This window comes from Winslowiella sp. 2C04 (genome assembly GCF_050037805.1).
Classification (GTDB): domain Bacteria; phylum Pseudomonadota; class Gammaproteobacteria; order Enterobacterales; family Enterobacteriaceae; genus Erwinia; species Erwinia toletana_A.
Genome location: NZ_CP188300.1, coordinates 872,827 through 896,299, shown reverse-complemented (window position 1 = coordinate 896,299; position 23,473 = coordinate 872,827). Strand labels below are relative to the sequence as shown.

Genomic DNA, 23,473 nt, shown 5'->3' with positions numbered 1-23,473 from the left:
TGGTTTTTCGGGTAAGCCTTAGCAGCAAAACTGGTTAATAAAGAATAAGTTAATCAGTCAGTTAATTATTGCCCGAATAGCAGCCCCCAGTTGATTGCATCATCTGGCGCTAAACGGGTGCGAAAAAAGGTGTTTTCCGTTAGACTTCGTCGGTTTTTTTGACAGATTGAGACTGAGACAATGGCAACCACGCTATTTAAAGATTTCCAGTTTGAAGCCGCGCACCATCTACCTAACGTGCCGGAAGGCCATAAATGTGGTCGCCTGCACGGACACTCGTTTATGGTTCGTATTGAAATCACCGGCGAAGTGGATGCGCATACCGGCTGGGTAATGGATTTTGCTGAGCTAAAAGCGGCGTTCAAACCGCTATACGATCGGCTTGATCACTATTATCTGAACGATATTCCCGGCCTGGAAAATCCAACCAGCGAAGTGCTGGCGAAATGGATTTGGGATCAGATGAAACCGACGCTGCCGGAACTGAGTGCGGTTATGGTGAAAGAGACCTGTACGGCGGGATGCGTCTATAAAGGTTAACAGCACTGTCTGTAAGGGGCGGCGCTTGCCGCCCTCCACAGATCAGGCAATATTCAGATATTTATGCGTCTGCATCGACAAACGCCAGTTACGCGCAATGCAGGTTTCAATGCACAATTTCGTCGCATCGTCCTTCTGACTGATCGGCTGCAGGGCCACAATTCGCGGCTTATCGTCTGCCAGTGTCGCCAGCAACGCTTCCAATGCCTCAATATCACGCTGACGTGCTACCGGATGCTTAATCTCATCGGCACGAACCAGCGCCTGTGACAGCACATCATAGCCACCACGCATATTCACCTTTGGCGACACCGTCACCCAGGTGCGGGCTGAACACTTCACCTCGTGCGTGCCGCTGGTTTCAATCTGACAACTGAAACCGGCCTCTTCAAGCGCAACGGTTAACGGCGTCAGATCATAAATGCTCGGCTCACCGCCGGTGATCACCACATGGCGTGCGGTCCAGCCTTGCTGAGCAATGGTCGCCAGCAGCGCTTCAGCATCCGCCGAACCCCAGGCATCGGTTTCAACGGTTTTAATCAGAATATCGCCCAGCGAGGTTTCCCGATCGGCCAGCTTATCCCACGTATGTTTGGTATCGCACCAGCTGCAGCCAACCGGACATCCTTGCAAGCGGATAAAAATTGCCGGAACGCCGGTGTAAAAACCTTCGCCCTGCAATGTCTGGAACATCTCATTAATCGGGTACTGCATCACTTTCTCGCTAACCGGTAGAATCAGGGGCGCAGATTATGTCAGATCGCGACAGTTGCGCCAAATTTCACCGACAAAAAAGGCACAAAAGCACTTTAGCCGCCCCAGCGCGACTGTAACAGCGGTGTACTGGCAAACCATTGCACCAGAAAATCAATCAGCGCCCGCAGTGCCGGATGCAGCTGACGGCGCGAGCTGTACACGCCATAGATATGCAACGGTTCCAGCCTGTAATCCGGTAACACCTCCTGCAATTCGCCGCGGGCAAGCAATCCGGCAACGGAATAGTAAGGTTGCATACTGATACCGCTACCCGCCTGCGTTGCCGCCAGCAAAAAGAATGAGTCATTGGCACTGAGATTTCCGCTAACCGCCATCTCAGTCAGCGTGTCATCGCGGCTGAAACGCCATAAACTTTTACCAAACCAGGTGTAAGTCAGGCAGTTATGCTCTGCCAGCGCCTGTGGATTCTGCGGTTGGCCATGCTGCGCCAGATAGTCCGGCGTCGCGCAAAGCACCGAGTCGCATATGCCAAGGGGCCGCGCAATCACTCCCGGCAATAGCTCATTGGTGATACGCAGCGCCAAATCAATCCGCTCTTCCACCAGATTTACCTGCTGATTGCTGATATGCATATCAATCCGCACCTTCGGATGCTGCTGCTGAAATGCCAGCACCGCCGCCGCCATGGTGCTGTGTGCCAGCGATAACGAGCACGAGACGCGCAGCAATCCGGTTAACTCACCGCTGTGATGCAGTGAGTCGTTCTCAATCTGCTCGGTTAACTCCAGCAGCGCACGACAGCGTAATAAGGTGCGTTCACCCACATCAGTCAGGCTCAGGCGACGAGTGGTGCGATGCAGCAAGCGCGCACCGGCCCACTGCTCCATCTGCGTCAGATAACGCGTCACCATACCGCGTGACATCGACAGCGCTTCCGCAGCAGCGGTGAGGCTGTTGCGCTCAACAATAGTGACAAAAACCCGACTGGCGATCAGACGATCCATGATTTGCTCGTTTCAGTAAACAATCTATTGCTGATTATCCGGTTTTTCTTTTGATCCGGTCAAATTACTATCGCCTGTATCTTCACTTCAGGAATTGAACAATATGAAAATTCGTCTGTTATTATCGATGGGCGTTGCCGCCCTCAGCCTCTCTTCTCCCCTTTTTGCCGCCAGTAAACTCAATATTGATGTTTATAATCCCGGTAAAGCCAGCGTGTTTGCCGTCAGCTCCGAGATTATTTCCGGCCCAAGTGAAGTGGCGCTGATTGATGCGCAGTTCCAGCGCAATGACGCGCAGGAGTTGGTAAAACGGATTAAGGCCAGCGGCAAAACGCTGACAACGGTCTATATCAGCCATTCCGATCCTGACTACTATTTCGGTCTCGATACCATTAAAGCGGCGTTTCCTCAGGCTAAAATTCTCGCCACGCCACAAACTATTGCGCTGATCGATCAAACTAAAGATCTGAAGCTGAAGTATTGGGGACCGATACTGAAAGAGAATGCGCCGCAGGAATTAATCACTCCGCAACCGCTGCACGGCGATAGCTTCAGCGTAGACGGAGAGCGTATTGAAGTTAAAGGTCTGAAGGGGCCATCACCGGAACGCAGCTGGCTGTGGGTGCCATCACTGAAAACCATGCTCGGTGGTGTAGTGGTCAGCGGCAACAACATTCACGTCTGGCTGGCTGATACGCAGACCCAACAACAGCGCGCCGACTGGCTGAAAACGCTGGATGAAGCGATTGCATTAAGACCAGTGCGGGTGATCCCAGGCCACTTCCTGCCGGGAGCGGATGAGAATGTTAAATCAATCACTTTTACCCAGGACTATTTGCGCGCGGTCGAGAAAGCCCTGCCCGAGAGCAAAAACTCTGCTGAGCTGATCAAAATTATTAAAGCGCAGTATCCGGATTTAGAAGAGGCGTCGTCTCTGGAACTGGGTGCTAAAGTGCTGAAAGGTGAAATGCGCTGGCCATAGGCATAATTTCGGCCACCCGGACTGACCCGGGTGGCCGGACCCTATCACATAAATTTATTATGGTGCATCTGTAACATTACCTGTTGAGCGACGTCATTTGCACCACTGAGAGTAAAGTGGCCATAGTCAAAGGCACTGGGTTGATGGTTAGATGCCAGTGCACGGCACACATTATCCGGACAAATAATGTTATATACCGAGATATACCGCACCTGCTGCTGCCCCATGCTTTGATTCAGCTGGTGATCGGTGACTTTGATCTTACCGTCCACCGAATTTGCCACCAAATCCTGACGTCCACCCTGCTGATAGGCTAACAGGTCTGGTAGCGGCTCGCTGTACTCCACCGTTGGGCCCAGCACAATGATATTGTCCGTGGTTTTCTTCAGCTCTTTCAGCGTCGCTTCGAGTGGCGCAATATCGGCCTGCTTCCAGCGAGCAGAGATAATCACCCCATCAAGCTTATGCTTCGGTATCCACTGCCTGAAGGCATAGTCCATCAGTTCGGTGCATTTATTATTCACCGCCTGCCTGCTGACAGGCTTACAGCCAGCCGCGGTCACCTGAATAAGATTTACTTTTTCACCCGCTGCCAGACTCAGCGCACGCCATAAGTGGGCCGCATGACTGTCGCCAATCAGCAAATAATTCTTTTCCGCACTGGCGGTTTTCAGGCAAAAATCGTAGTCATATTTACCTTTGGCTTCGTTATTGCCATCAATAAAACAGCGGCCGGTGCGGAACTGATAGTAATACTCATCAGAACCGTGGTACTGAGAAAACTTAGCCAGCGCCAGTGCTTCATCAGAAAATTGACCAGAGTGATTATTGAAGTGCCCCATATAAAGCGTGGCGCCGCCCAGCGCCACCAGACCCGCAACGGATGCCGCTACGATTCCGGCAGGACGTATAGCTGTAAGCTTGTAGCGAAAAGGAATTTCGATCAGATAACGCGAAGCGACTGCCAGCCCAAAAGTACTGGCAACGATAACCAGATATAGATTTATCCCACTGAAATTATAGAACATTTTAGTGTATACAATAATCGGCCAGTGCCAGAGATAGAGGCAATACGAGATCATGCCGATATAGACAATTGGCTTTAGCGCCAGCAGACGGTTTATTAACGCATCACGACCGGCCAGAATGAGCAGAAAACTGCCGACGCACGGCCAGAGCGCATTCCATGAAGGAAAAGGTTTACTGCTATCAAGCCATAAAAAACCAAACAAAATCAGTAATAAGCCAATAACACTCATCAGATTTCTGGTGGATAATCGCAGCGCGCTGACCTTCGTCTCCAGCGTGGAAACCGCAATCAGCCCACCCAATGCCAGCTCCCACGCGCGGGTAGGCAGCATGTAGAAGGTAAAGTCAGGTTTTTTTAGCACGCCCACGATACTCAGCAAAAACGAACCGGCAATAATCAGCAGCATCATTTGCGTTACGCGTTGACGGCACCACTTCACCGCCAACAGCAGTACTATCGGGAAGATAATATAGAATTGTTCTTCAACCGCCAGTGACCAGGTGTGTAGCAGTGGTTTAAGCTCTGCCGGACCAGCAAAATAGTCGACTTCTCGCCAGAAAAAAATATTCGATGAAAACAGCGTGGTTGCGATGGCGCTATTGCTCAGATCGGTAAAAGCCGCCGGCAACAAATGGTGGTAGCCAAATATCAGGGTGGTCGCCAATACGGCAAATAATGGCGGTAAAATACGTAAGCAGCGTCGCTTATAGAAATCGAGGTAGGAAAATGCTCCTTTAATCGCACTCTGCCATATGATGCCGCAGATCAGATATCCGGAAATAACAAAGAAAATGTCTACACCGGTAAAACCGCCAGGTATGCCGGGAATGCCCATATGATAAGCAATAACAGGCAGCACAGCTAATGCCCGCAGGCCATCAATATCTGCGCGATACTTCATAAGGTGAGCCTTTACATAATTACATTTAATTACGTAATACTTACACAGCCTCACCAAAACGGACAGTAATGAATCCCGCCAGAAAAGGCAGCACTTTTCAATCTAACTCACTGATTAAAATAAAGAATAAAAAAAAGCCTTATGCAAGCATAAGGCTTTTCAGATTTTCCTCAGCGCTCAATCAAAGAGTCAGCGCTGAATTAAAACCATTACTGACCTTTAACTTCTTTCAGGCCATTGAATGGTGCACGGCTGCCCAGCGCTTCTTCGATACGAATCAGCTGGTTGTACTTAGCAACACGGTCAGAACGGCTCATAGAACCGGTTTTGATCTGGCCAGCTGCAGTACCTACCGCCAGGTCAGCGATGGTTGCATCTTCGGTTTCGCCTGAACGGTGAGAGATAACGGCAGTGTAGCCCGCATCTTTCGCCATTTTAATCGCAGCCAGCGTTTCGGTCAGAGAACCGATCTGGTTGAATTTGATCAGGATGGAGTTAGCGATACCTTTGTCGATACCTTCTTTCAGGATCTTGGTGTTGGTCACGAACAGATCGTCACCAACCAGCTGGATTTTGTCGCCCAGAACTTTGGTCTGGTAAGCAAAGCCCGCCCAGTCAGATTCGTCCAGACCGTCTTCGATAGAAACGATTGGATACTGTTTGGTCAGGTCTTCCAGGAAGTGGGTAAACTCTTCTGAAGTGAAGGATTTGTTGCCTTCGCCAGCCAGAACGTATTTACCGTCTTTGTAGAACTCAGACGCTGCACAGTCCATCGCCAGAGTGATGTCTTTGCCCAGCTCGTAGCCCGCTGCTTTAACTGCTTCAGCGATAACAGCCAGTGCTTCAGCGTTGGAACCCAGGTTTGGCGCATAGCCACCTTCGTCACCAACCGCAGTACCCATACCTTTAGATTTCAGTACTTTCGCCAGGGTGTGGAACACTTCAGAACCCATACGCACGGCTTCTTTCAGCGTTTTCGCGCCCACTGGCTGAATCATGAATTCCTGGATGTCGACGTTGTTGTCGGCGTGCTCACCACCATTGATGATGTTCATCATTGGCAGAGGCATAGAGAATTTGCCCGCAGTACCGTTCAGCTCAGCGATATGCTCATACAGCGGCATGCCTTTAGAAGCAGCAGCAGCTTTCGCAGCAGCCAGAGAAACCGCCAGAATAGCGTTAGCGCCGAAGTTAGATTTGTTTTCGGTGCCGTCCAGCTCGATCATGATCTTATCGATGTTTGCCTGGTCTTTTGCATCTTTGCCTTTCACCGCATCAGCGATTGGGCCATTTACTGCGGCAACGGCTTTGGTTACGCCTTTGCCCAGGTAACGAGATTTGTCACCGTCACGCAGTTCCAGCGCTTCGCGAGAACCGGTAGAAGCACCTGATGGCGCTGCTGCCATACCTACAAAGCCGCCTTCCAGATGAACTTCAGCTTCAACGGTCGGGTTACCGCGAGAGTCGATGATTTCGCGACCGATGACTTTAACGATTTTGGACATTAGATTTTCCTCAGTACAAGTTAGCTAAGACTCAGACAAACAACACACTAAACCTTTATCTTTCGAGCCGCAGCAGCATTGCTGCAGCTCGAAATGTACGGCATCGCTGGTGCGCGTGCGTTGCTATATTATTTCGCTAAACGCTTCTGGTACTCGCTTGCCGCTTTGACGAAGCCGGCAAACAGCGGGTGCCCGTCACGAGGTGTTGAGGTAAATTCCGGGTGGAACTGACACGCAACAAACCATGGATGGTTCGGGATCTCAATGATCTCAACCAGTTGGTCATCCCCGGAGCGACCTGCAACACGTAATCCAGCCGCTTCGATTTGCTTCAACAGCATATTGTTCACTTCATAGCGATGACGATGACGCTCAACAATGGTGTCAGAACCATACATCTGACGAACCAGGCTATCATCGGTCAACTGGCACTGTTGGCTGCCAAGGCGCATAGTACCGCCCAGATCGCTCTGTTCGGAGCGCATTTCAACATTGCCTTCTTCATCACGCCATTCGGTAATTAACGCAACTACCGGATACTTACAGTCTGGCACAAATTCTGTAGAGTTTGCGCCTTCCATGCCTGCGACATTGCGGGCGAACTCCATCAGTGCCACCTGCATACCTAAGCAGATACCAAGGTAAGGCACATTGTTCTCACGCGCGTACTGCGCGGTCATCAACTTGCCTTCCACACCACGGTAACCAAAACCACCCGGGATCAGGATAGCGTCCAAATCTTTCAGTAATTCGACACCTCGGGTTTCAACATCCTGCGAGTCGATCAGCTTGATATTGACGGTAACACGATTCTTCAGGCCGCCATGCTTCAGTGCTTCAATCACTGATTTATAGGCATCCGGCAATTCAACATATTTGCCGACCATTCCGATGGTGACTTCACCGCCCGGATTGGCTTCTTCATAAATTACCTGCTCCCACTCGGACAGATTAGCTTCCGGCGCGTTCAGGCTGAATCGTTTACAAATATAATCGTCAAGGCCCTGTGATTTCAACATGCCTGGGATTTTATAGATAGAATCAACGTCTTTCAGAGAAATTACTGCTTTCTCCGGCACGTTACAGAACAGCGCGATTTTCGCACGTTCATTGGCGGGTACCGCACGATCGGAACGGCAGATCAGCACGTCTGGCTGGATACCAATCGACAGCAGCTCTTTAACCGAGTGCTGGGTCGGCTTGGTTTTCACTTCACCCGCTGCCGCCATGTACGGCACCAGTGTCAGGTGCATGTACAGCGTATGCTCGCGGCCAACTTCAACCGCCATCTGGCGAATTGCTTCAAGGAATGGCAGCGATTCGATATCACCAACGGTACCGCCGATTTCGACCAGTACAACGTCATGACCTTCGCCGCCTTCAATGATGCGCTCTTTGATGGCATTGGTGATGTGCGGAATAACCTGGATGGTCGCACCCAGATAGTCGCCGCGGCGTTCTTTACGCAGCACTTCAGAGTAGATACGGCCAGTGGTAAAGTTGTTGCGGCGTGACATTTTGGTACGGATGAAACGCTCGTAGTGACCTAAATCCAGATCGGTTTCAGCGCCGTCATCGGTAACAAAGACTTCACCGTGCTGTGTAGGGCTCATGGTGCCCGGATCCACGTTGATATACGGGTCCAGTTTCATGATGGTCACGTTAAGACCACGAGCTTCGAGGATAGCGGCCAGTGAGGCTGCGGCAATGCCTTTGCCCAGAGAGGATACGACCCCGCCGGTCACAAAAATATAATTCGTTGTCATGCTGAACCTGAGAGTTTAGGTTTAAAGACGATGGAATAACCAGGACGGGAAAACAGTATACTTGAAACCCCCTGAGCCCACAATTGATCGTTTCTGGTTGTGTGCGCGCCGCCGTATTTATCAGACTAAATTATCGCACTAAGCCGTTAGCCAGATTGATTTTGGTCATAATAACCTTGTTAAAATATTTTTTGCTGAATCGAGTTAGTGAAAATGAAATTGGGTAAATACTCAGCAGCGGCGGCGAAAAGGCCGCCGCTGGAGCAATACTATTCTCGCTGCTTGATTTGTTGCCAGGCTTCTTCCATCTGCTCAAGAGTGGCTTCGCTCATCGTCAGCCCTCTTTCGGCAATAATGTGTTCGACCTGACGGAAGCGACGTTCGAATTTACGGTTGGCTTTTTGCAGTGCCGTTTCCGCCTTGCTGCCGAGATGGCGCGAAAGATTAACGGTGGCAAATAACAAATCGCCAATCTCCTCCTCCAGCTTCTCTTCGTCCACTACCGCCTGCTGCGCTTCGTGCATCACTTCATCAATCTCTTCGTGCACTTTTCCCAACACCGGGCCCAGCGAGTCCCAGTCAAAACCGACCGCGCTACAACGCTTCTGTATTTTATAGGCTTTCATCAGCGCAGGCATCGCATCAGGAATATCATCCAGCGCCGAATGCTGTGCTTTCTCAGCACGTTCGGCCGCTTTGTTGCGTTCCCACTGCGCCACTCGCTGTTCGCTGTCTGCCGGCTGTGCATCGCCAAAAATATGCGGATGACGGCGTTCCATTTTATCGCTGATGGCGTGGCAAATATCGTCGAAGTTGAACTGGCCTTGCTCGCTGGCCATTTGCGCGTAAAACACGATCTGAAACAGCAGATCGCCAAGCTCGCCGCGCAAATCGGCAAAATCTTCGCGCTGGATGGCGTCCAGCACTTCATAGGTTTCTTCCAGCGTGTAAGGAGCGATGGTGGCGAAGGTTTGTTGGCGATCCCACGGGCAGCCGTTCTGCGGATCGCGCAGGGTTTTCATGATGCCCAGCAGGCGATCGAGAGCGTTCATTGAGGTCCTTGAAATTTATTGTGTCGGGAGCCGCTTTCGGCTCCCATCCTGGAATTAGTGTAACCGTCTGGCGTCAATAATATCCGGCAACTGATTCAGTCGTGCCAGTACGCGGCTCAGTACCTGGTGGTTATAGATTTCGATATCCATATCGATGGTAGCCAGCTGCTTTTTGGTATCGCTCCTGCTGGATACGCCGAGCACATTGACCTTTTCATTGGCCAGAATGGTGGTGATATCCCGCAACAGCCCGCTGCGATCGTTGGCGGTAACCCGTACCACCAGCGAGTAACCGCTGGAGTAACTTTCCCCCCAAACCGCATCAACAATTCGTTCCGGCGCATGATCGATCAGCTCAGCCAGCTGGTCACAGTCGGCGCGGTGAATGGAGATACCTCGCCCCTGGGTGATAAAGCCAACGATATCGTCGCCGGGAATCGGCTGGCAGCAGCGGGCAATGTGATGCATCAGATTACCAACGCCCTCCACCACTACCCTGCCGCTCTCTTTAGAGCGCGGCGTGGCCGATTGCGTTTTCTGCGTCAACTGGCGCAGCGCTTCGCGATCTTCCTCTTCGGCGCTCGGCTTATTCAGCTTCGATTGCAGGAAGTTGCTCATCTGATTGAGACGAATATCGCCGCCGCCAATCGCCGCCAGCAGCTCATCGAGGCTATTGACGTTATAGCGCGGTAACAGCAGTTTTTCTGCTTCTTTCAGGCTGATATCCAGCTGATCCAGTTCGTTGTCGAGGATCTGGCGGCCGGCAACAATATTTTTGTCACGATCCTGCTTGCGGAACCAGGCGTGAATCTTCGAGCGCCCGCGACTGGTGGTGACATAGCCGAGGTTAGGATTAAGCCAGTCACGGCTTGGGTTCGGCTGTTTCTGGGTGATGATATCGATCTGATCGCCCATCTGCAGCTGATAGGTGAAGGGCACGATACGCCCACCGATTTTGGCACCGATGCAGCGATGACCGATATCACTGTGAATATGATAAGCGAAGTCGAGCGGCGTTGAACCGGCCGGCAGATCGACCACATCACCTTTTGGCGTAAACACATACACACGATCGTCAAATACCTGGCTGCGTACTTCATCCAGCATTTCACCGGAATCCGCCATCTCTTCCTGCCAGGCGATCAGTTTACGTAGCCAGGCAATGCGCTCTTCATGGCCGGAAGCGCCACTGCGGCCCTGGCTGGCAGACGGCCCCTCTTTGTACTTCCAGTGTGCCGCCACGCCCAGCTCGGCATCTTCATGCATCTGGCGCGTACGGATCTGAATCTCTACGGTTTTACCCTGCGGACCTAATACCACGGTGTGAATCGACTGATAGCCGTTAGGCTTTGGATTCGCCACATAATCATCGAATTCGTCGGGTAAATGGCGGTACAGCGTATGTACCGTGCCAAGCGCGCCGTAGCAGTCCTGTAAACGCTCGGCAACAATGCGTACGGCACGCACGTCAAACAGTTCATCAAAGGCCAGCGACTTCTTCTGCATTTTGCGCCAGATACTGTAGATATGCTTCGGGCGGCCATAAACTTCGGCCTTCACGCCCTCTTTCGCCATCTCAGTACGCAGATTGTCGACAAAGGTATCGATATACTGTTCACGGTCGATGCGGCGCTCATGCAGCAGTTTGGCAATGCGCTTATATTCTTCAGGATGCAGATAACGGAAGCAGAAATCCTCCAGCTCCCATTTCAGCTGACCAATCCCGAGGCGGTTAGCCAGCGGTGCATAGATATTGGTACACTCTTTGGCCGCCAGCACGCGCTCATCTTCCGGCGCATCTTTGACTTCACGCAGATGGGCAATACGCTCTGCAAGTTTAATCACCACGCAGCGGAAATCTTCCACCATCGCCAGCAGCATGCGGCGGACATTATCCACCTGCTCTGAGGCCATTGAGTCGTTATGGGTGGCTTTAAGCTGACGAATGGCATCCATATCGCGTACGCCATGCACCAGCAAGACGATAGCTTTGCCAAACTTCTCTTCGAGGACGTCTTCAGTGACGACCCCCGCATCCGCCAGCGGGAACAGCAAGGCGCTGCGCAGGCTGTCATTGTCCATGCTCAGCATCGTCAGGATTTCCACCATTTCGATGCCGCGCCACAGTAAAATTGCCTGATCGGCATGTCCGCTGGTGGCAGCTTCGCAATATCGCCAGGTTTCGGCCAGTCGTTCACATGACTGCTGGTTTGAGATCCCCAAACTGGTGATCCATTGGTCGAGCGCAAACTCGCCAGCCGTATTCAAATGTGCACTTCTTACCGCAACCATATCCTCTCCTGGCAAAGCCCGTTCGTTCGGGCACTACGTTTTGCTGAACAGCACCATGGACTCAAGATGGCCGGTATGTGGGAACATATCGAGCATCGCGACCCTTTCCAGTTGGTAACCGGATGTCAGTAATTCCTGACTATCACGGGCAAGTGTAGTCGGATTACAAGAAACATAGACAACGCGTTGCGGTGCAAGTTTGATAATATGTTGCATCACACCCGGTGCCCCCGCTCTGGCGGGATCCAGTAACACTTTTGTAAATCCTTGCGCCGCCCAGGGCTGGCGTGTGACATCTTCCTCAAGATTTTGATGATAAAACGTCACATTACTCAGATTATTAAGTTGAGCATTATACGCACCCTTAGCGACTAATGCTGCAACACCTTCCACACCAACAACATTTTGTACTGATTTTGCCAGCGGAAGCGTGAAGTTGCCCATACCGCAAAACAGATCCAGCACCTTGTCATCCGCTTGCAGATCCAGCCACGCCAATGCCTGCGCCACCATTTGCTGATTCACCCGATCGTTGACCTGGATAAAATCGCGTGGGCTGAACGTCAGTTTCATACTATCTGACTGATAATAAGGCATTTCGCCACTGACCTGCTCCAGGCTGTCGCTATCGGCGGCAAGAAACAGCGCCAGCTGGTGCTTATGCGAAAACTGTTCCAGTTTTAACCTGTCAGCGGCATTAAGTTTATCAAGATGGCGTAAAACCAGCAGTGGACCGTTATCCGCCAGTACCAGCTCAACATGACCAAGGCGTCGCACCGCCTGTAAACTGCTAAGACACTGATGCAATGGCTGAATTAATGCATTAAGTTCGGGCTTCAAAATGGGGCACTGGGTGATATTAACCAGATCGTTTGATGCCGCTTTACGAAAACCCATCTGCAAACTCTGACTTTTCGGCTGATAATTAAGCCCAAGCCGTGCACGACGGCGATAGCCGTAAGCACTGCCGCCGATGATTTCATCCACTGCGACCGGCTGAGCGGATTCACGCGACAGCATGCGTGCCAGCGCACGGGCTTTACTCTGTTGCTGCAACGGCAGCGCGGCATGTTGCTGCTGACAACCTCCACATTGGGTAAAATGCGGGCAGAGCGGCTTAACCCGCTGCTCACTGGCAGTTAAAATGCGCCTGGCTTTGCCACGGGAAAACTGGCGTTTATCTTCGGTGATATCGACCTCGACCTGCTCTCCGGGCAGTGCGCCGCTGATAAACAGCGCCTTGCCATTATGGCGAGCCACGCCTTGTCCGAAGGGATCAAGTTCATCAACGGTGACAGTAATTATCTGGCGGGTCGTCACGCGCCGTTTTGCAGAGTAGAATTGCGCCATTATAAAATTAAGTCTCTGAATTCGTAGATACGGTGAGCTGGCGGAACAGTGATGTTCGCGATGAAAGCCCGGACGTAGATAATTCTATTGTCGCATATTGGAAATCCATGACCAAATACAGCCTGCGGGCAAGAATGATGATTTTAATACTGGCACCGACCTTAATGATCGGGCTGCTGCTCAGTACCTTTTTTGTCGTTCACCGCTATAACGAATTGCAGCGCCAGCTGGTGGATGCAGGTGCCAATATTATTGAACCGCTGGCGGTCGCCAGTGAATATGGCATGACGTTTCACAGTCGCGAATCGGTGCGTCAGTTAGTCAGCCTGCTGCATCGCCGCCACTCGGATATCGTGCGTGCCATAACCGTGTTTAATGATAAAAATCAGCTGTTCGTCACCTCGAATTATCAGCTTAATCCCGATCTGTTGCGCATTCCCGACAATCAGAAGCTTCCTACCTCAATCTCAATAGAGCGACGCGGCAACGCAATGATCCTGCGCACGCCGATTGTCTCGGAAAGTTATTATCCCGATGAGTCACCAGGGCACGATGCTAAACCGACCGGTAATCCACTCGGCTATGTCGCCATTGAACTGGATCTGCAATCGGTGCGTTTACAGCAGTACAAAGAGGTATTTATCTCTACCCTGCTGCTGCTGTTCTGCCTGTGTATCGCCATGCTGTTTGCCTACCGTCTGATGCGCGACGTGACCGGGCCGATTCGCAATATGGTCAGTACCGTAGACCGCATCCGACGTGGCCAGCTCGACAGCCGGGTCGAGGGCTATATGCTTGGCGAGCTGGACGTGCTGAAAAACGGTATCAACTCGATGGCAATGTCGCTGACCGCCTATCACGAAGAGATGCAGCAAAATATCGATCAGGCCACCTCCGATCTGCGTGAAACGCTGGAACAGATGGAGATTCAGAACGTAGAGCTCGACCTGGCGAAGAAGCGCGCTCAGGAAGCGGCGCGTATTAAATCTGAATTCCTCGCCAATATGTCGCATGAATTGCGAACTCCGCTCAACGGAGTCATTGGTTTTACCCGCCAGACGCTGAAAACGCCGCTTAACGTCACCCAGCGTGACTATATGCATACCATTGAGCGCTCGGCCAATAACCTGCTCAGCATTATTAACGACGTTCTCGACTTTTCGAAGCTGGAAGCTGGCAAACTGGTGCTGGAAACCATTCCATTCCCGCTGCGCGCCACGCTGGATGAAACCGTAGTGCTGCTGGCTCAGGCCGCTCATGAGAAAGGTCTGGAGCTGACCATCAATATTCAGGGCGACGTGCCGGATAACGTCATTGGCGATCCGCTACGCCTGCAGCAAATTGTCACCAACCTGCTGGGGAATGCGATTAAGTTTACCGAACGCGGCAACATCGATATCCGCATTGAAAAACGATCGCAGGGCAATAACAAGATCGAACTGGAAGTTCAGGTGCATGACACCGGCATAGGCATTTCGGAAAAGCAGCAGTCGCAGCTGTTCCAGGCATTTCGTCAGGCTGATGCCAGTATCTCCCGCCGCCACGGCGGTACCGGATTAGGGCTGGTGATTACGCAAAAGCTGGTCAATGAAATGGGTGGTGATATCTCTTTTCACAGCAGGCTGAATCACGGTTCAACCTTCTGGTTTCACGTCAATCTGGAACTTAATCCGAACGCTGCCAGCGATCCACGGGCGCTTGACTGCCTGCAAGGTAAGCGCATGGCTTATGTTGAAGCCAACCCGGCGGCTGCACAGGCTACGCTGGATATTCTCAGCGCGACCCCAATGTGCGTCAGCTACAGCACCTCGATTAACGGCTTGTCGGAAAGCCATTACGATGTGCTGCTGATGGGAATTCCGGTAATGCAAAGCCAGAATACGGAGATTTCGGATGAACTGCTGGATTCATTACTGGAGCGCACCGATTGCTTGATTCTGGCGCTGCCGTGCCAGATGCAGATTTATGCTGAAGAGCTAAAAGCGCGTGGTGTTGATGGCTGCATGATTAAGCCAGTGTCAATGACGCGCCTGATCCCGCTGTTTCTCGATCTGCTGGCGCGTAAACTCTACGATCTGCCGGTACGCAGCCGCCTGCCACTGACGGTAATGGCAGTGGATGATAATCCGGCCAACCTGAAACTGATCGGCGCCTTACTCGAAGAGCAGGTTGACCATATCGTGTTATGTGACAGCGGTGAGAAGTCGATTAAGCAGGCGCGCGCGCAGAAGCTGGATATTATTCTGATGGATATTCAGATGCCGGAAATCGACGGCATTCGCGCCAGTGAAATCATTCGTGAGCTGCCACAGCACGTTAATACTCCGATTGTTGCCGTTACCGCTCATGCCATTGATGGCGAACGCGAGCGGCTGATTAAAGCGGGCATGAATGATTATCTGGCTAAACCGATTGATGAGGTAAAACTCAGCCATCTGCTGGCGCGTTATTCTCCGGGTGTGCAACGCGACATGCCACTGCTGCCGCAGGTTTCTCCTTCTCTCGACTGGCAGCTGGCGCTGCGACAGGCGGCCAACAAAACCGATCTGGCGCGCGATCTGTTGCAAATGCTGGTCGATTTTCTGCCGGAAGTACGAGAAAAAGTTGAGCAAAATCTGCGTGATAATAACACCATCGGCCTGCGTGACATGATTCACAAGCTGCACGGCAGCGCCAGTTACAGCGGCGTGCCCCGACTGAAGCAATTGTGTCAGCAGCTTGAGCATCATCTACGGTTGGATGCCGACCTCATAACCATCGAGCCAGAGCTGCTGGAGTTACTGGATGAGATGGAAAATGTGGTTGGATTGGCGAAAGAAGTGTTGAGTCGGCTGTTGCCGCAAGCCTGACCGCAGAGTGGGAGCCGATAACGGCTCCCCTACGCCACCCACCGCGGCGGGTGTTAATTGCCTGTCGCGCGCCCAATCGCGATACTCGCGGCAATATTACGCGCGGTCATCCGCACATTCTCTGCAGCGTTATCCAGCGCCTCTTCCAGCGTACAAATACTGTAGATCACACTGAAAACCGCATCCAGACCATGCTGGTGTACTATTCCGACATCTTCGGTCAGGCTACCGGCAATACCAATAACCGGCTTGTTATAGCGCTTCGCCACTTTTGCCACGCCGATCGGCACCTTACCGTGAATGGTCTGACTGTCGATACGCCCCTCGCCGGTAATCACCAGCGTGGCGTCCTGCACCAGTGCGTCCAGACCCAGTGCCTCGGTAACTATCTCAATGCCGCGGCGCAGTTCCGCATGGCAAAAAGCCTGTAGCGCGGCGCCCATACCACCGGCAGCACCACCGCCCGGCACATGCAGCACATCGATATTCAGATCGCGCTGAATAATTTTCGCATAGTGTTCCAGTGCCCGATCCAGCTGTGCCACCAGCTGCGGCGTCGCTCCCTTCTGCGGGCCGAAAACTGCCGATGCGCCTTCATCACCGGTCAGGGGATTGGTCACGTCACAGGCGACTTCAAACCGGCAATCACGGATGCGCTTATCCAGCTGGCTGATATCAATGCTGTCCAGCTGAGTAAGCTCACCACCGCCATAACCAATTTGCTGACCCTGCTTATCCAGCAGCCGTGCGCCAAGCGCCTGCACCATCCCTGCGCCGCCATCATTAGTCGCACTGCCGCCGATGCCAATAATAAAATGCTGCACGCCGTTATCCAGCGCATTGCGGATCAGTTCACCGGTTCCCCATGAGGTGGTAATTAACGGATCGCGCTGCGCCGCCGGTACCAGCTCTAAGCCGCTGGCGGCGGCCATTTCGATAAAGGCACAGCTTTCATCACCGGAAAGACCATAAAACGCTTCGACCTGCTCACCCAGCGGGCCGGTCACGTTCAGCCTGACAATCTTCCCCTCCGTCGCCGCCACCATCGCTTCAACCGTTCCTTCGCCGCCATCCGCAACCGGCAGCTTCACGTATTGCGCGTCAGGAAAAATTTCACGAAAGCCCGCCTCTATCTCCGTGGCGACCTGTAAGGCGGATAAACTCTCTTTATATGAATCCGGTGCGATAACTATTTTCATAGGTTGTCCGAGCGCTGTTGAGCTGGTCGAAAAAGACAATCCATCGGCGCGGCCAGACGCCGAATGGCTGTATTACCGTGAGACTTCAACCCTGGCTAACTTCTCATAATAGCAGGCCAGTGCGCTGTGGTCGGCAGTGCCCAGACCATCGGCTTTTAACGCCTGCATCATCTCCATTACCGCGGCGGTCAGCGGCAGCTGCGCGCCGACGCCGTGGGAAGTATCCAGCGCATTGGCGAGGTCTTTGATATGCAAATCGATACGAAAACCCGGCTTGAAGTTACGATCCATCACCATTGGCGCTTTGGCATCCAGCACCGTGCTGCCTGCCAGTCCACCGCGAATAGCCTGATACACCAGATCCGGATTAACTCCGGCTTTAGTAGCCAGCGTCAGCGCCTCGGACATCGCGGCAATATTCAGCGCCACAATCACCTGATTCGCCAGCTTGGTCACATTGCCGGCACCAATTTCACCGGTATGCACCACCGAACCGGCCATCGCTTTCATGATGTCATAACATTGATCAAACAACGCTTTATCACCGCCGACCATTACCGACAGCGTGCCGTCGATCGCTTTAGGTTCACCGCCGCTGACCGGCGCATCCAGCAGGCGAATATTTTTCTTCGCCAGCTCATCATGAATTTCACGGCTGGCAAGCGGCGCGATAGAGCTCATATCGATCACTACTGTGCCCGGCTTCGCACCGTCAATAATGCCATCTTCACCCAGCGCCGCCTGCTTAACCTGCGGCGAATTTGGCAGCATGGTAATGATCACTTCACACTGTTCCGCTACCGCTTTAGCGCTTTTCGCCACGGTGGCACCGGCATCGACCAGTTCAGCCTCATTTTCGACATTGTGATCGCGCACCACCACGCTGTAACCCGCCTTCAGCAGGTTTTTACTCATTGGCTTACCCATGATGCCAAGACCAATAAATCCAATTTTCATTGCTGCGTCTCCCCTGATTATTCAGTTATTTTTTAAAACGGTCGCACAACGCCTGAGTGGCGGCACGAAATACGCCTAAATCACTGCCTACCGCCACGAAACCGGCACCCCACTCGAGGTAACGACGGGCATCAGCCTCCACCGGTGCCAGAATGCCACTCGGTTTGCCGGCGGCTTTGGCGCGGTCAAAAATATACTTAATGACTTTTACCACTTCAGGATGTGCCGGCTGGCCGAGATAACCGAGCGCCGCAGAGAGATCGCCCGGGCCGACGAAAATGCCATCAACCCCGTCAACCGCAGCAATGGCATCAATGTTATCCACCGCCTGCTGAGTTTCGATCTGCACCAGCACGCTGATGTTGTCATTAATCGTCAGATTGTAATCTGCCTGGCTGCCATACATATTGCTGCGGTGCGAAACCGAGACGCCACGAATACCCGCCGGTGGATACCGCGTAGAAGCGACCGCCCGCCGCGCTTCCTCTTCCGTTTCAACGAACGGAATCAACAGGTTATAAAAACCGATATCCAGCAGGCGCTTAATAATCACCGGCTCATTGCACGGCGGACGCACAACTGGCGCGCTCGGGCTGCCTTTCAGCGCCATCAGCTGTGGGACAAAAGTGGTGATGTCGTTGGGTGCGTGCTCACCGTCCAGCAATAACCAGTCAAATCCGGCTAATCCCAACACTTCGGTGGTAATTGGATTCGCCAGCCCACACCAGCTGCCGATCAAGGTTTCACCGCTCAGCAGGCGCTGACGAAAACGGTTGGGATAATGTGTCTCGCTCATAATCACTCCTGTAAATTTGGCCGCACGGCATCGGCACGGCCATAAGGTTTAGCGCACCAGACAAGGACGTTTATTATCAAAGCGCCAGTCAGGCACCAGGAACTGCATCGCCTGCGCATCATCGCGTGCGCCAAGACCATGTTTTAGATACAGCGCATGGGCATTCATCACCTGATCCATATCCAGCTCGACGCCCAGCCCCGGCTGTTGCGGTACCTGCACCATGCCGCCCTTGATTTGCAGAGGTTGTCTGGTCAGGCGCTGATTGCCCTCCTGCCAAATCCAGTGGGTATCAATGGCGGTAATAGTGCCCGGCGCGGCGGCGGCAACATGGGTAAACATCGCCAGCGAAATATCGAAATGGTTATTTGAGTGAGAACCCCAGGTCAGGCCGAAGTCGTGACACATTTGCGCAACGCGAACCGAACCTTGCATGGTCCAGAAATGCGGATCGGCCAGCGGAATATCCACCGACTGTAAAGAGAGCGTATGCCCCATCTGCCGCCAGTCGGTGGCAATCATATTGGTGGCCGTCGGCAAACCGGTGGCGCGACGGAACTCCGCCATCACTTCACGCCCGGAATACCCCTGTTCAGCCCCGCAAGGATCTTCAGCATAGGCCAGTACCCCACGTAACTGCTTCCCTAATTCAATCGCTTCATTCAGCGACCATGCACCATTCGGATCGAGGGTAATCCGTGCCTGCGGAAAGCGTTTTGCCAGCGCGGTGACCGCTTCGGCTTCTTCACTGCCTGCCAGCACCCCACCCTTTAATTTAAAGTCATTAAAGCCGTATTTTTCATATGCCGCTTCGGCCAGCCGCACCACGCTGTCTGGCGTCAGGGCCTCTTCGTGGCGCAGACGATACCAGTCGCACTGCTCGTCGCTCTGGCTCTGATATGGCAGTGAGGTTTTACGGCGGTCGCCAACGTAAAACAGATAGCCCAGCATCTCTACGCGATCGCGCTGCTGACCATCGCCTAATAAGCTGGCGACATTGACGCCCAGGTGCTGGCCCAACAGATCGAGCAGCGCCGCTTCAATACCGGTCACCACATGTATCGTGGTGCGCAAATCGAAAGTCTGGTTACCGCGTCCGCTGGCATCGCGATCGGCAAAGGTGTTGCGCACTTCGCTCAGCAGGTTTTTGTACTCACCAATACCTTTACCGGTCAGCAGGGCTTCCGACTCAACCAAAGTCTGGCGAATTTTCTCGCCACCGGGAATTTCACCGACGCCGGTATGTCCGGCATTATCTTTTATAATCACAATGTTACGGGTAAAGAATGGCGCATGCGCACCACTCAGATTCAGCAGCATACTGTCGTAACCGGCCACCGGAATGACCTGAAGTGATTTAATTAATGGTGTCGCACTCTGTTGATTCATAACGGTTATCCTTTTATTCAGATAGCGGTTCAGCGGCCAAATGCCGGACGCTTACGATCAAATTTCCAGTCGGGAACCAGATACTGCATCGCCGCAGCATCGTTGCGTGAGCCACCCGGTAGCTTCTTAAACAGCGCGTGTGCCTGTTCGACCCGCTGCCAGTCCAGTTCAATTCCCAGCCCCGGCTTATCCGGCACCGCAATCTTGCCATTGCGAATTTGCAGCGGCTGTTTGGTGAGCCGTTGGTCGCCTTCCTGCCAGATCCAGTGAGTATCAATTGCGGTCGGCTTGCCCGGCGCAGCGGCACCGACATGGGTAAACATCGCCAGCGAAATATCGAAATGATTATTGGAGTGACAGCCCCAGGTCAGGCCCCACTCATCGCACAGCTGCGCCACGCGCACCGCGCCGCTCAGCGTCCAGAAGTGCGGATCAGCCAGTGGAATATCCACCGCATTCAGCATTAGCGCGTGATTCATCTCACGCCAGTTGGTAGCGATCATATTGGTCGCTACCGGCAAGCCGGTGGCGCGCCGAAACTCCGCCATCACTTCGCGCCCGGAATAGCCCTGCTCAGCCCCGCAGGGATCTTCGGCATAGGTCAGGACATTCTGCATCCCTTTGCACAGGGCAATCGCCTCGTCCAGTAGCCAGGCACCGTTGGGGTCGACGGTAATACGCGCATCAGGAAAGCGCTTTTTCAGCGCTTTAGCCGCATCGATTTCCTGTTCACCACGCAGTACGCCGCCTTTCAACTTGAAATCTTTGAAGCCATATTTGTCCTGCGCCGCCTCGGCCAGCCGCACAATCGCCGCGCTGTCCATTGCTTGCTGGTGGCGCAGGTGATACCAGTCGTGACTGGCGCTTTCCCCGCGCAGGTAAGGCAGATCGGTTTTTTCCCGGTCACCGATATAGAACAGATAGCCCAGCACCGTCACTTCATCGCGCTGCTGGCCCGGCCCCAGTAGCTCGGCTACCGGTACATTCAGGCACTGGCCAAGCAGATCCAACAGGGCTGCTTCCAGCGCCGCCACCGCATTCACCCGCAGTTCGAAAGTCCAGGCACCTTTTCCAAAGGTATCGAAATCAGCTGACTGATTCCCCTGATGCACCTGCTGCACCAGCCGGTTCATCCGCGCCACTTCGTGTCCTTTAACCCGATCGATAGCATCGACCAGCGTCTGATAAATCACTTCGCCGCCCGGCGCTTCACCGACGCCGGTATGACCGGCACTGTCGGTCAGCACCACAATATTGCGGGTGAAGAAGGCGCCGTGTGCGCCACCGATATTCAGCAGCATGCTGTCATAACCGGCGACCGGGATAACTTTCATATCAGTGATCACCGGCGTGCTTTGCGTGCTCATGCAGACTCCTTAAGCTTTCACTCTCAGTTCGATACGTTTGATATCACCGACCAGTACCAGATAGCTGAGTACCGCCACAAAAGCGTGGATACCGACATAAATCAGCGCCCCGTTATAAGAACCGGTAGTGGCAATGATGTAACCGATGGCAATCGGCGTGATGATGCCGGAGGCGTTACCAAACATATTGAACAATCCGCCACTCAGACCACTGATCTCTTTCGGTGCGGTATCAGCCATTACCGCCCAGCCCAGCGCACCGATGCCTTTACCGAAGAACGCGGTCGCCATAAAGAACACCACCATCCACTCGGTATCGACGTAGTTACAGATAACCATCGAAATCGACAGCAACATGCCCAGTACAATCGGGGTTTTACGGGCAATATTCAGCGAACCCGTTTTGCGCATCAGCCAGTCAGAGATAATCCCGCCCAGCACGCCACCGAGGAAACCGCATATGGCCGGAACGGAAGCGATAATGCCGGCTTTGAGGATCGACATCCCGCGCGCCTGCACCAGATAAACCGGGAACCAGGTGATAAAGAAGTAGGTCATGGCATTGATGCAGTACTGGCCGAGGTAGATGCCGATCATCATACGTGAAGTAACCAGCTGCTTGATTTGGAACATTTTTTCGTTCCAGCTGACTTTTCGCTCATCCTTTTTCTGATCCATATTGATCAGCGCACCGCCCTGCTCCATATATTCCAGCTCGGCTTTATTAACCCCCGGATGGTCGTTAGGATCATGAATCACTTTCAGCCAGACAAAACTGAGAATGATGCCAAGCCCGCCCATAAACCAGAACACGTGTGCCCAGCCCACTTCAGAGGTCAGCCAGCCCATAATCGGCGCAAAAATTACCGTGGCAAAATATTGTGCCGAGTTAAAAATCGCCACAGCGGTGCCACGCTCCTGCGCCGGGAACCAGGCCGCAACGATGCGGCTGTTGCCCGGAAACGAGGGTGCTTCGGCCAGCCCGACCAGAAAACGCAGGGCAAACAGCGCCACGATAATGCCGAAGCCGCTGAAGATATCGACGAAGCCCTGTAACAGAGTGAACAGTGACCAGATGAAAATGCTCCAGAAGTAGACGCGCTTGGAACCAAAACGGTCTAGCAGCCAGCCCCCTGGAATCTGACCAATAACGTATGCCCAGGAAAAAGCGGAGAAGATGTAACCCATGCCGACCGGGTCCAGCCCTATCTCTTTTGCCATCGAGGAACCGGCAATAGACAGCGTGGCGCGGTCACCATAGTTAAATGAAGTGACGATAAATAACATCACCACTATCCAATAGCGCGCGTTGGTTCGCTTTTGTACTGCGCTCGCGGCCTGGCTCACAGAATTCATGATGTACTCCTGAAAATAGAGCAGTTAGCTACTTTCACTCTGAACAACAGACACCATGCGTGGGTATCAGAATGATGTTGGGTTAAACACAGCGATTTATTTATTAGCAAATACTTTGATTACGCAGCGTGGTGAATAACCTAACGTTCAACACGAGAAGAAGTATAAGAAGCCCGCGCCAACGGCACATTAGAACTCTGCATGATATTAAAGATGTTTTAAGCCCTATTTTTTTGCACTTGCACAATACGATGCGCGACCGCTCACGGAATTGGTTTTTTCAGTGAGATTTGCCGCACACTGTGATTTTGCTGGCTTTTGTTTGTGAGCACCTTCTCTTGCCTTAGTAGATTTGCACGAAATCAAGGCGTCAGAGAGGCGTAAACACCGACATTTGCATAGTGTCTGCGGCAGCCAGCGC

General features: G+C 52.8%; 17 protein-coding genes. 3 read left to right on the top strand and 14 right to left on the bottom strand.

Features of this window, described 5'->3' with window-relative positions:
• The first annotated feature begins 180 nt into the window (after nt 1-180).
• Nucleotides 181-540 (top strand): 6-carboxytetrahydropterin synthase QueD, encoded by a 360-nt coding sequence (queD, locus tag ACP3TC_RS03825; protein ID WP_313853451.1) that lies wholly within the window; start codon nt 181-183, stop codon nt 538-540.
• 42 nt (nt 541-582) lie between these two features.
• On the opposite strand, the gene queE is transcribed toward queD, so the two are convergent.
• Entirely contained in the window at nt 583-1,254 is a 672-nt protein-coding gene (queE, locus tag ACP3TC_RS03820; protein WP_313853452.1) for a 7-carboxy-7-deazaguanine synthase QueE, read from the bottom strand.
• Between the two features lie 95 nt (nt 1,255-1,349).
• The gene (locus tag ACP3TC_RS03815) at nt 1,350-2,261 is read right to left on the bottom strand and encodes a LysR family transcriptional regulator (protein ID WP_313853453.1); all 912 of its coding nucleotides are present in this window, start codon (nt 2,259-2,261) and stop codon (nt 1,350-1,352) included.
• A 103-nt stretch (nt 2,262-2,364) separates the two neighbouring features.
• On the opposite strand from ACP3TC_RS03815, the gene ACP3TC_RS03810 reads away from it, so the two are divergent.
• A complete protein-coding gene (locus ACP3TC_RS03810) occupies nt 2,365-3,243 on the top strand; it encodes an MBL fold metallo-hydrolase (protein WP_390902400.1) in 879 nt (292 codons plus the stop codon).
• 44 nt (nt 3,244-3,287) lie between these two features.
• Here the strand turns inward: ACP3TC_RS03810 and ACP3TC_RS03805 are convergent, their stop codons facing one another.
• The 6 genes from ACP3TC_RS03805 to rlmD all read right to left on the bottom strand — a co-directional run bounded on the left by ACP3TC_RS03805 (nt 3,288) and on the right by rlmD (nt 13,139).
• The gene (locus ACP3TC_RS03805; protein ID WP_426817552.1) at nt 3,288-5,174 is read right to left on the bottom strand and encodes an acyltransferase family protein; all 1,887 of its coding nucleotides are present in this window, start codon (nt 5,172-5,174) and stop codon (nt 3,288-3,290) included.
• Between the two features lie 209 nt (nt 5,175-5,383).
• Nucleotides 5,384-6,679 (bottom strand): phosphopyruvate hydratase, encoded by a 1,296-nt coding sequence (gene eno, locus ACP3TC_RS03800; RefSeq protein ID WP_313853455.1) that lies wholly within the window; start codon nt 6,677-6,679, stop codon nt 5,384-5,386.
• Nucleotides 6,680-6,807: 128 nt separating this feature from the next.
• Nucleotides 6,808-8,445: a glutamine hydrolyzing CTP synthase gene (pyrG, locus tag ACP3TC_RS03795; RefSeq protein WP_313853457.1), complete on the bottom strand. Its 1,638-nt coding sequence runs from the start codon at nt 8,443-8,445 to the stop codon at nt 6,808-6,810.
• A gap of 269 nt (nt 8,446-8,714) precedes the next feature.
• On the bottom strand, nt 8,715-9,497 hold the full coding sequence (gene mazG / locus ACP3TC_RS03790; RefSeq protein WP_426817551.1) for a nucleoside triphosphate pyrophosphohydrolase: 783 nt from the start codon (nt 9,495-9,497) through the stop codon (nt 8,715-8,717).
• 54 nt (nt 9,498-9,551) lie between these two features.
• Nucleotides 9,552-11,789 carry a GTP diphosphokinase gene (relA, locus tag ACP3TC_RS03785; RefSeq protein WP_313853459.1) on the bottom strand — a complete coding sequence of 746 codons (2,238 nt, stop codon included), beginning with the start codon at nt 11,787-11,789 and terminating at the stop codon, nt 9,552-9,554.
• A gap of 33 nt (nt 11,790-11,822) precedes the next feature.
• Nucleotides 11,823-13,139, bottom strand: a complete 1,317-nt coding sequence (gene rlmD, locus ACP3TC_RS03780; protein WP_313853460.1) for a 23S rRNA (uracil(1939)-C(5))-methyltransferase RlmD — start codon at nt 13,137-13,139, stop codon at nt 11,823-11,825.
• A gap of 107 nt (nt 13,140-13,246) precedes the next feature.
• Between rlmD and barA the strand changes: the two genes are divergently transcribed.
• Nucleotides 13,247-15,988 carry a two-component sensor histidine kinase BarA gene (gene barA / locus ACP3TC_RS03775; RefSeq protein ID WP_426817550.1) on the top strand — a complete coding sequence of 914 codons (2,742 nt, stop codon included), beginning with the start codon at nt 13,247-13,249 and terminating at the stop codon, nt 15,986-15,988.
• A gap of 53 nt (nt 15,989-16,041) precedes the next feature.
• Here the strand turns inward: barA and ACP3TC_RS03770 are convergent, their stop codons facing one another.
• The 6 genes from ACP3TC_RS03770 to ACP3TC_RS03745 all read right to left on the bottom strand — a co-directional run bounded on the left by ACP3TC_RS03770 (nt 16,042) and on the right by ACP3TC_RS03745 (nt 23,052).
• Nucleotides 16,042-17,187 carry a glycerate kinase gene (locus ACP3TC_RS03770; RefSeq protein WP_426817549.1) on the bottom strand — a complete coding sequence of 382 codons (1,146 nt, stop codon included), beginning with the start codon at nt 17,185-17,187 and terminating at the stop codon, nt 16,042-16,044.
• A gap of 72 nt (nt 17,188-17,259) precedes the next feature.
• On the bottom strand, nt 17,260-18,144 hold the full coding sequence (gene garR / locus ACP3TC_RS03765) for a 2-hydroxy-3-oxopropionate reductase (protein WP_313853464.1): 885 nt from the start codon (nt 18,142-18,144) through the stop codon (nt 17,260-17,262).
• Between the two features lie 25 nt (nt 18,145-18,169).
• Nucleotides 18,170-18,940: a 2-dehydro-3-deoxyglucarate aldolase gene (gene garL / locus ACP3TC_RS03760; RefSeq protein WP_426817548.1), complete on the bottom strand. Its 771-nt coding sequence runs from the start codon at nt 18,938-18,940 to the stop codon at nt 18,170-18,172.
• A 48-nt stretch (nt 18,941-18,988) separates the two neighbouring features.
• On the bottom strand, nt 18,989-20,329 hold the full coding sequence (gene gudD / locus ACP3TC_RS03755) for a glucarate dehydratase (RefSeq protein ID WP_313853466.1): 1,341 nt from the start codon (nt 20,327-20,329) through the stop codon (nt 18,989-18,991).
• Nucleotides 20,330-20,358: 29 nt separating this feature from the next.
• On the bottom strand, nt 20,359-21,696 hold the full coding sequence (locus ACP3TC_RS03750; protein ID WP_426817547.1) for an enolase C-terminal domain-like protein: 1,338 nt from the start codon (nt 21,694-21,696) through the stop codon (nt 20,359-20,361).
• Nucleotides 21,697-21,705: 9 nt separating this feature from the next.
• Nucleotides 21,706-23,052, bottom strand: a complete 1,347-nt coding sequence (locus ACP3TC_RS03745; RefSeq protein WP_313853468.1) for an MFS transporter — start codon at nt 23,050-23,052, stop codon at nt 21,706-21,708.
• Nucleotides 23,053-23,473 lie beyond the last annotated feature (421 nt).

Coding starts and splice junctions, on each gene's coding strand:
- queD (WP_313853451.1), top strand. CDS start 181: ATGGCAACCACGCTATTTAAAGATTTCCAGTTTGAAGCCGCGCACCAT.
- queE (WP_313853452.1), bottom strand. CDS start 1,254: ATGCAGTACCCGATTAATGAGATGTTCCAGACATTGCAGGGCGAAGGT.
- ACP3TC_RS03815 (WP_313853453.1), bottom strand. CDS start 2,261: ATGGATCGTCTGATCGCCAGTCGGGTTTTTGTCACTATTGTTGAGCGC.
- ACP3TC_RS03810 (WP_390902400.1), top strand. CDS start 2,365: ATGAAAATTCGTCTGTTATTATCGATGGGCGTTGCCGCCCTCAGCCTC.
- ACP3TC_RS03805 (WP_426817552.1), bottom strand. CDS start 5,174: ATGAAGTATCGCGCAGATATTGATGGCCTGCGGGCATTAGCTGTGCTG.
- eno (WP_313853455.1), bottom strand. CDS start 6,679: ATGTCCAAAATCGTTAAAGTCATCGGTCGCGAAATCATCGACTCTCGC.
- pyrG (WP_313853457.1), bottom strand. CDS start 8,445: ATGACAACGAATTATATTTTTGTGACCGGCGGGGTCGTATCCTCTCTG.
- mazG (WP_426817551.1), bottom strand. CDS start 9,497: ATGAACGCTCTCGATCGCCTGCTGGGCATCATGAAAACCCTGCGCGAT.
- relA (WP_313853459.1), bottom strand. CDS start 11,789: ATGGTTGCGGTAAGAAGTGCACATTTGAATACGGCTGGCGAGTTTGCG.
- rlmD (WP_313853460.1), bottom strand. CDS start 13,139: ATGGCGCAATTCTACTCTGCAAAACGGCGCGTGACGACCCGCCAGATA.
- barA (WP_426817550.1), top strand. CDS start 13,247: ATGACCAAATACAGCCTGCGGGCAAGAATGATGATTTTAATACTGGCA.
- ACP3TC_RS03770 (WP_426817549.1), bottom strand. CDS start 17,187: ATGAAAATAGTTATCGCACCGGATTCATATAAAGAGAGTTTATCCGCC.
- garR (WP_313853464.1), bottom strand. CDS start 18,144: ATGAAAATTGGATTTATTGGTCTTGGCATCATGGGTAAGCCAATGAGT.
- garL (WP_426817548.1), bottom strand. CDS start 18,940: ATGAGCGAGACACATTATCCCAACCGTTTTCGTCAGCGCCTGCTGAGC.
- gudD (WP_313853466.1), bottom strand. CDS start 20,329: ATGAATCAACAGAGTGCGACACCATTAATTAAATCACTTCAGGTCATT.
- ACP3TC_RS03750 (WP_426817547.1), bottom strand. CDS start 21,696: ATGAGCACGCAAAGCACGCCGGTGATCACTGATATGAAAGTTATCCCG.
- ACP3TC_RS03745 (WP_313853468.1), bottom strand. CDS start 23,052: ATGAATTCTGTGAGCCAGGCCGCGAGCGCAGTACAAAAGCGAACCAAC.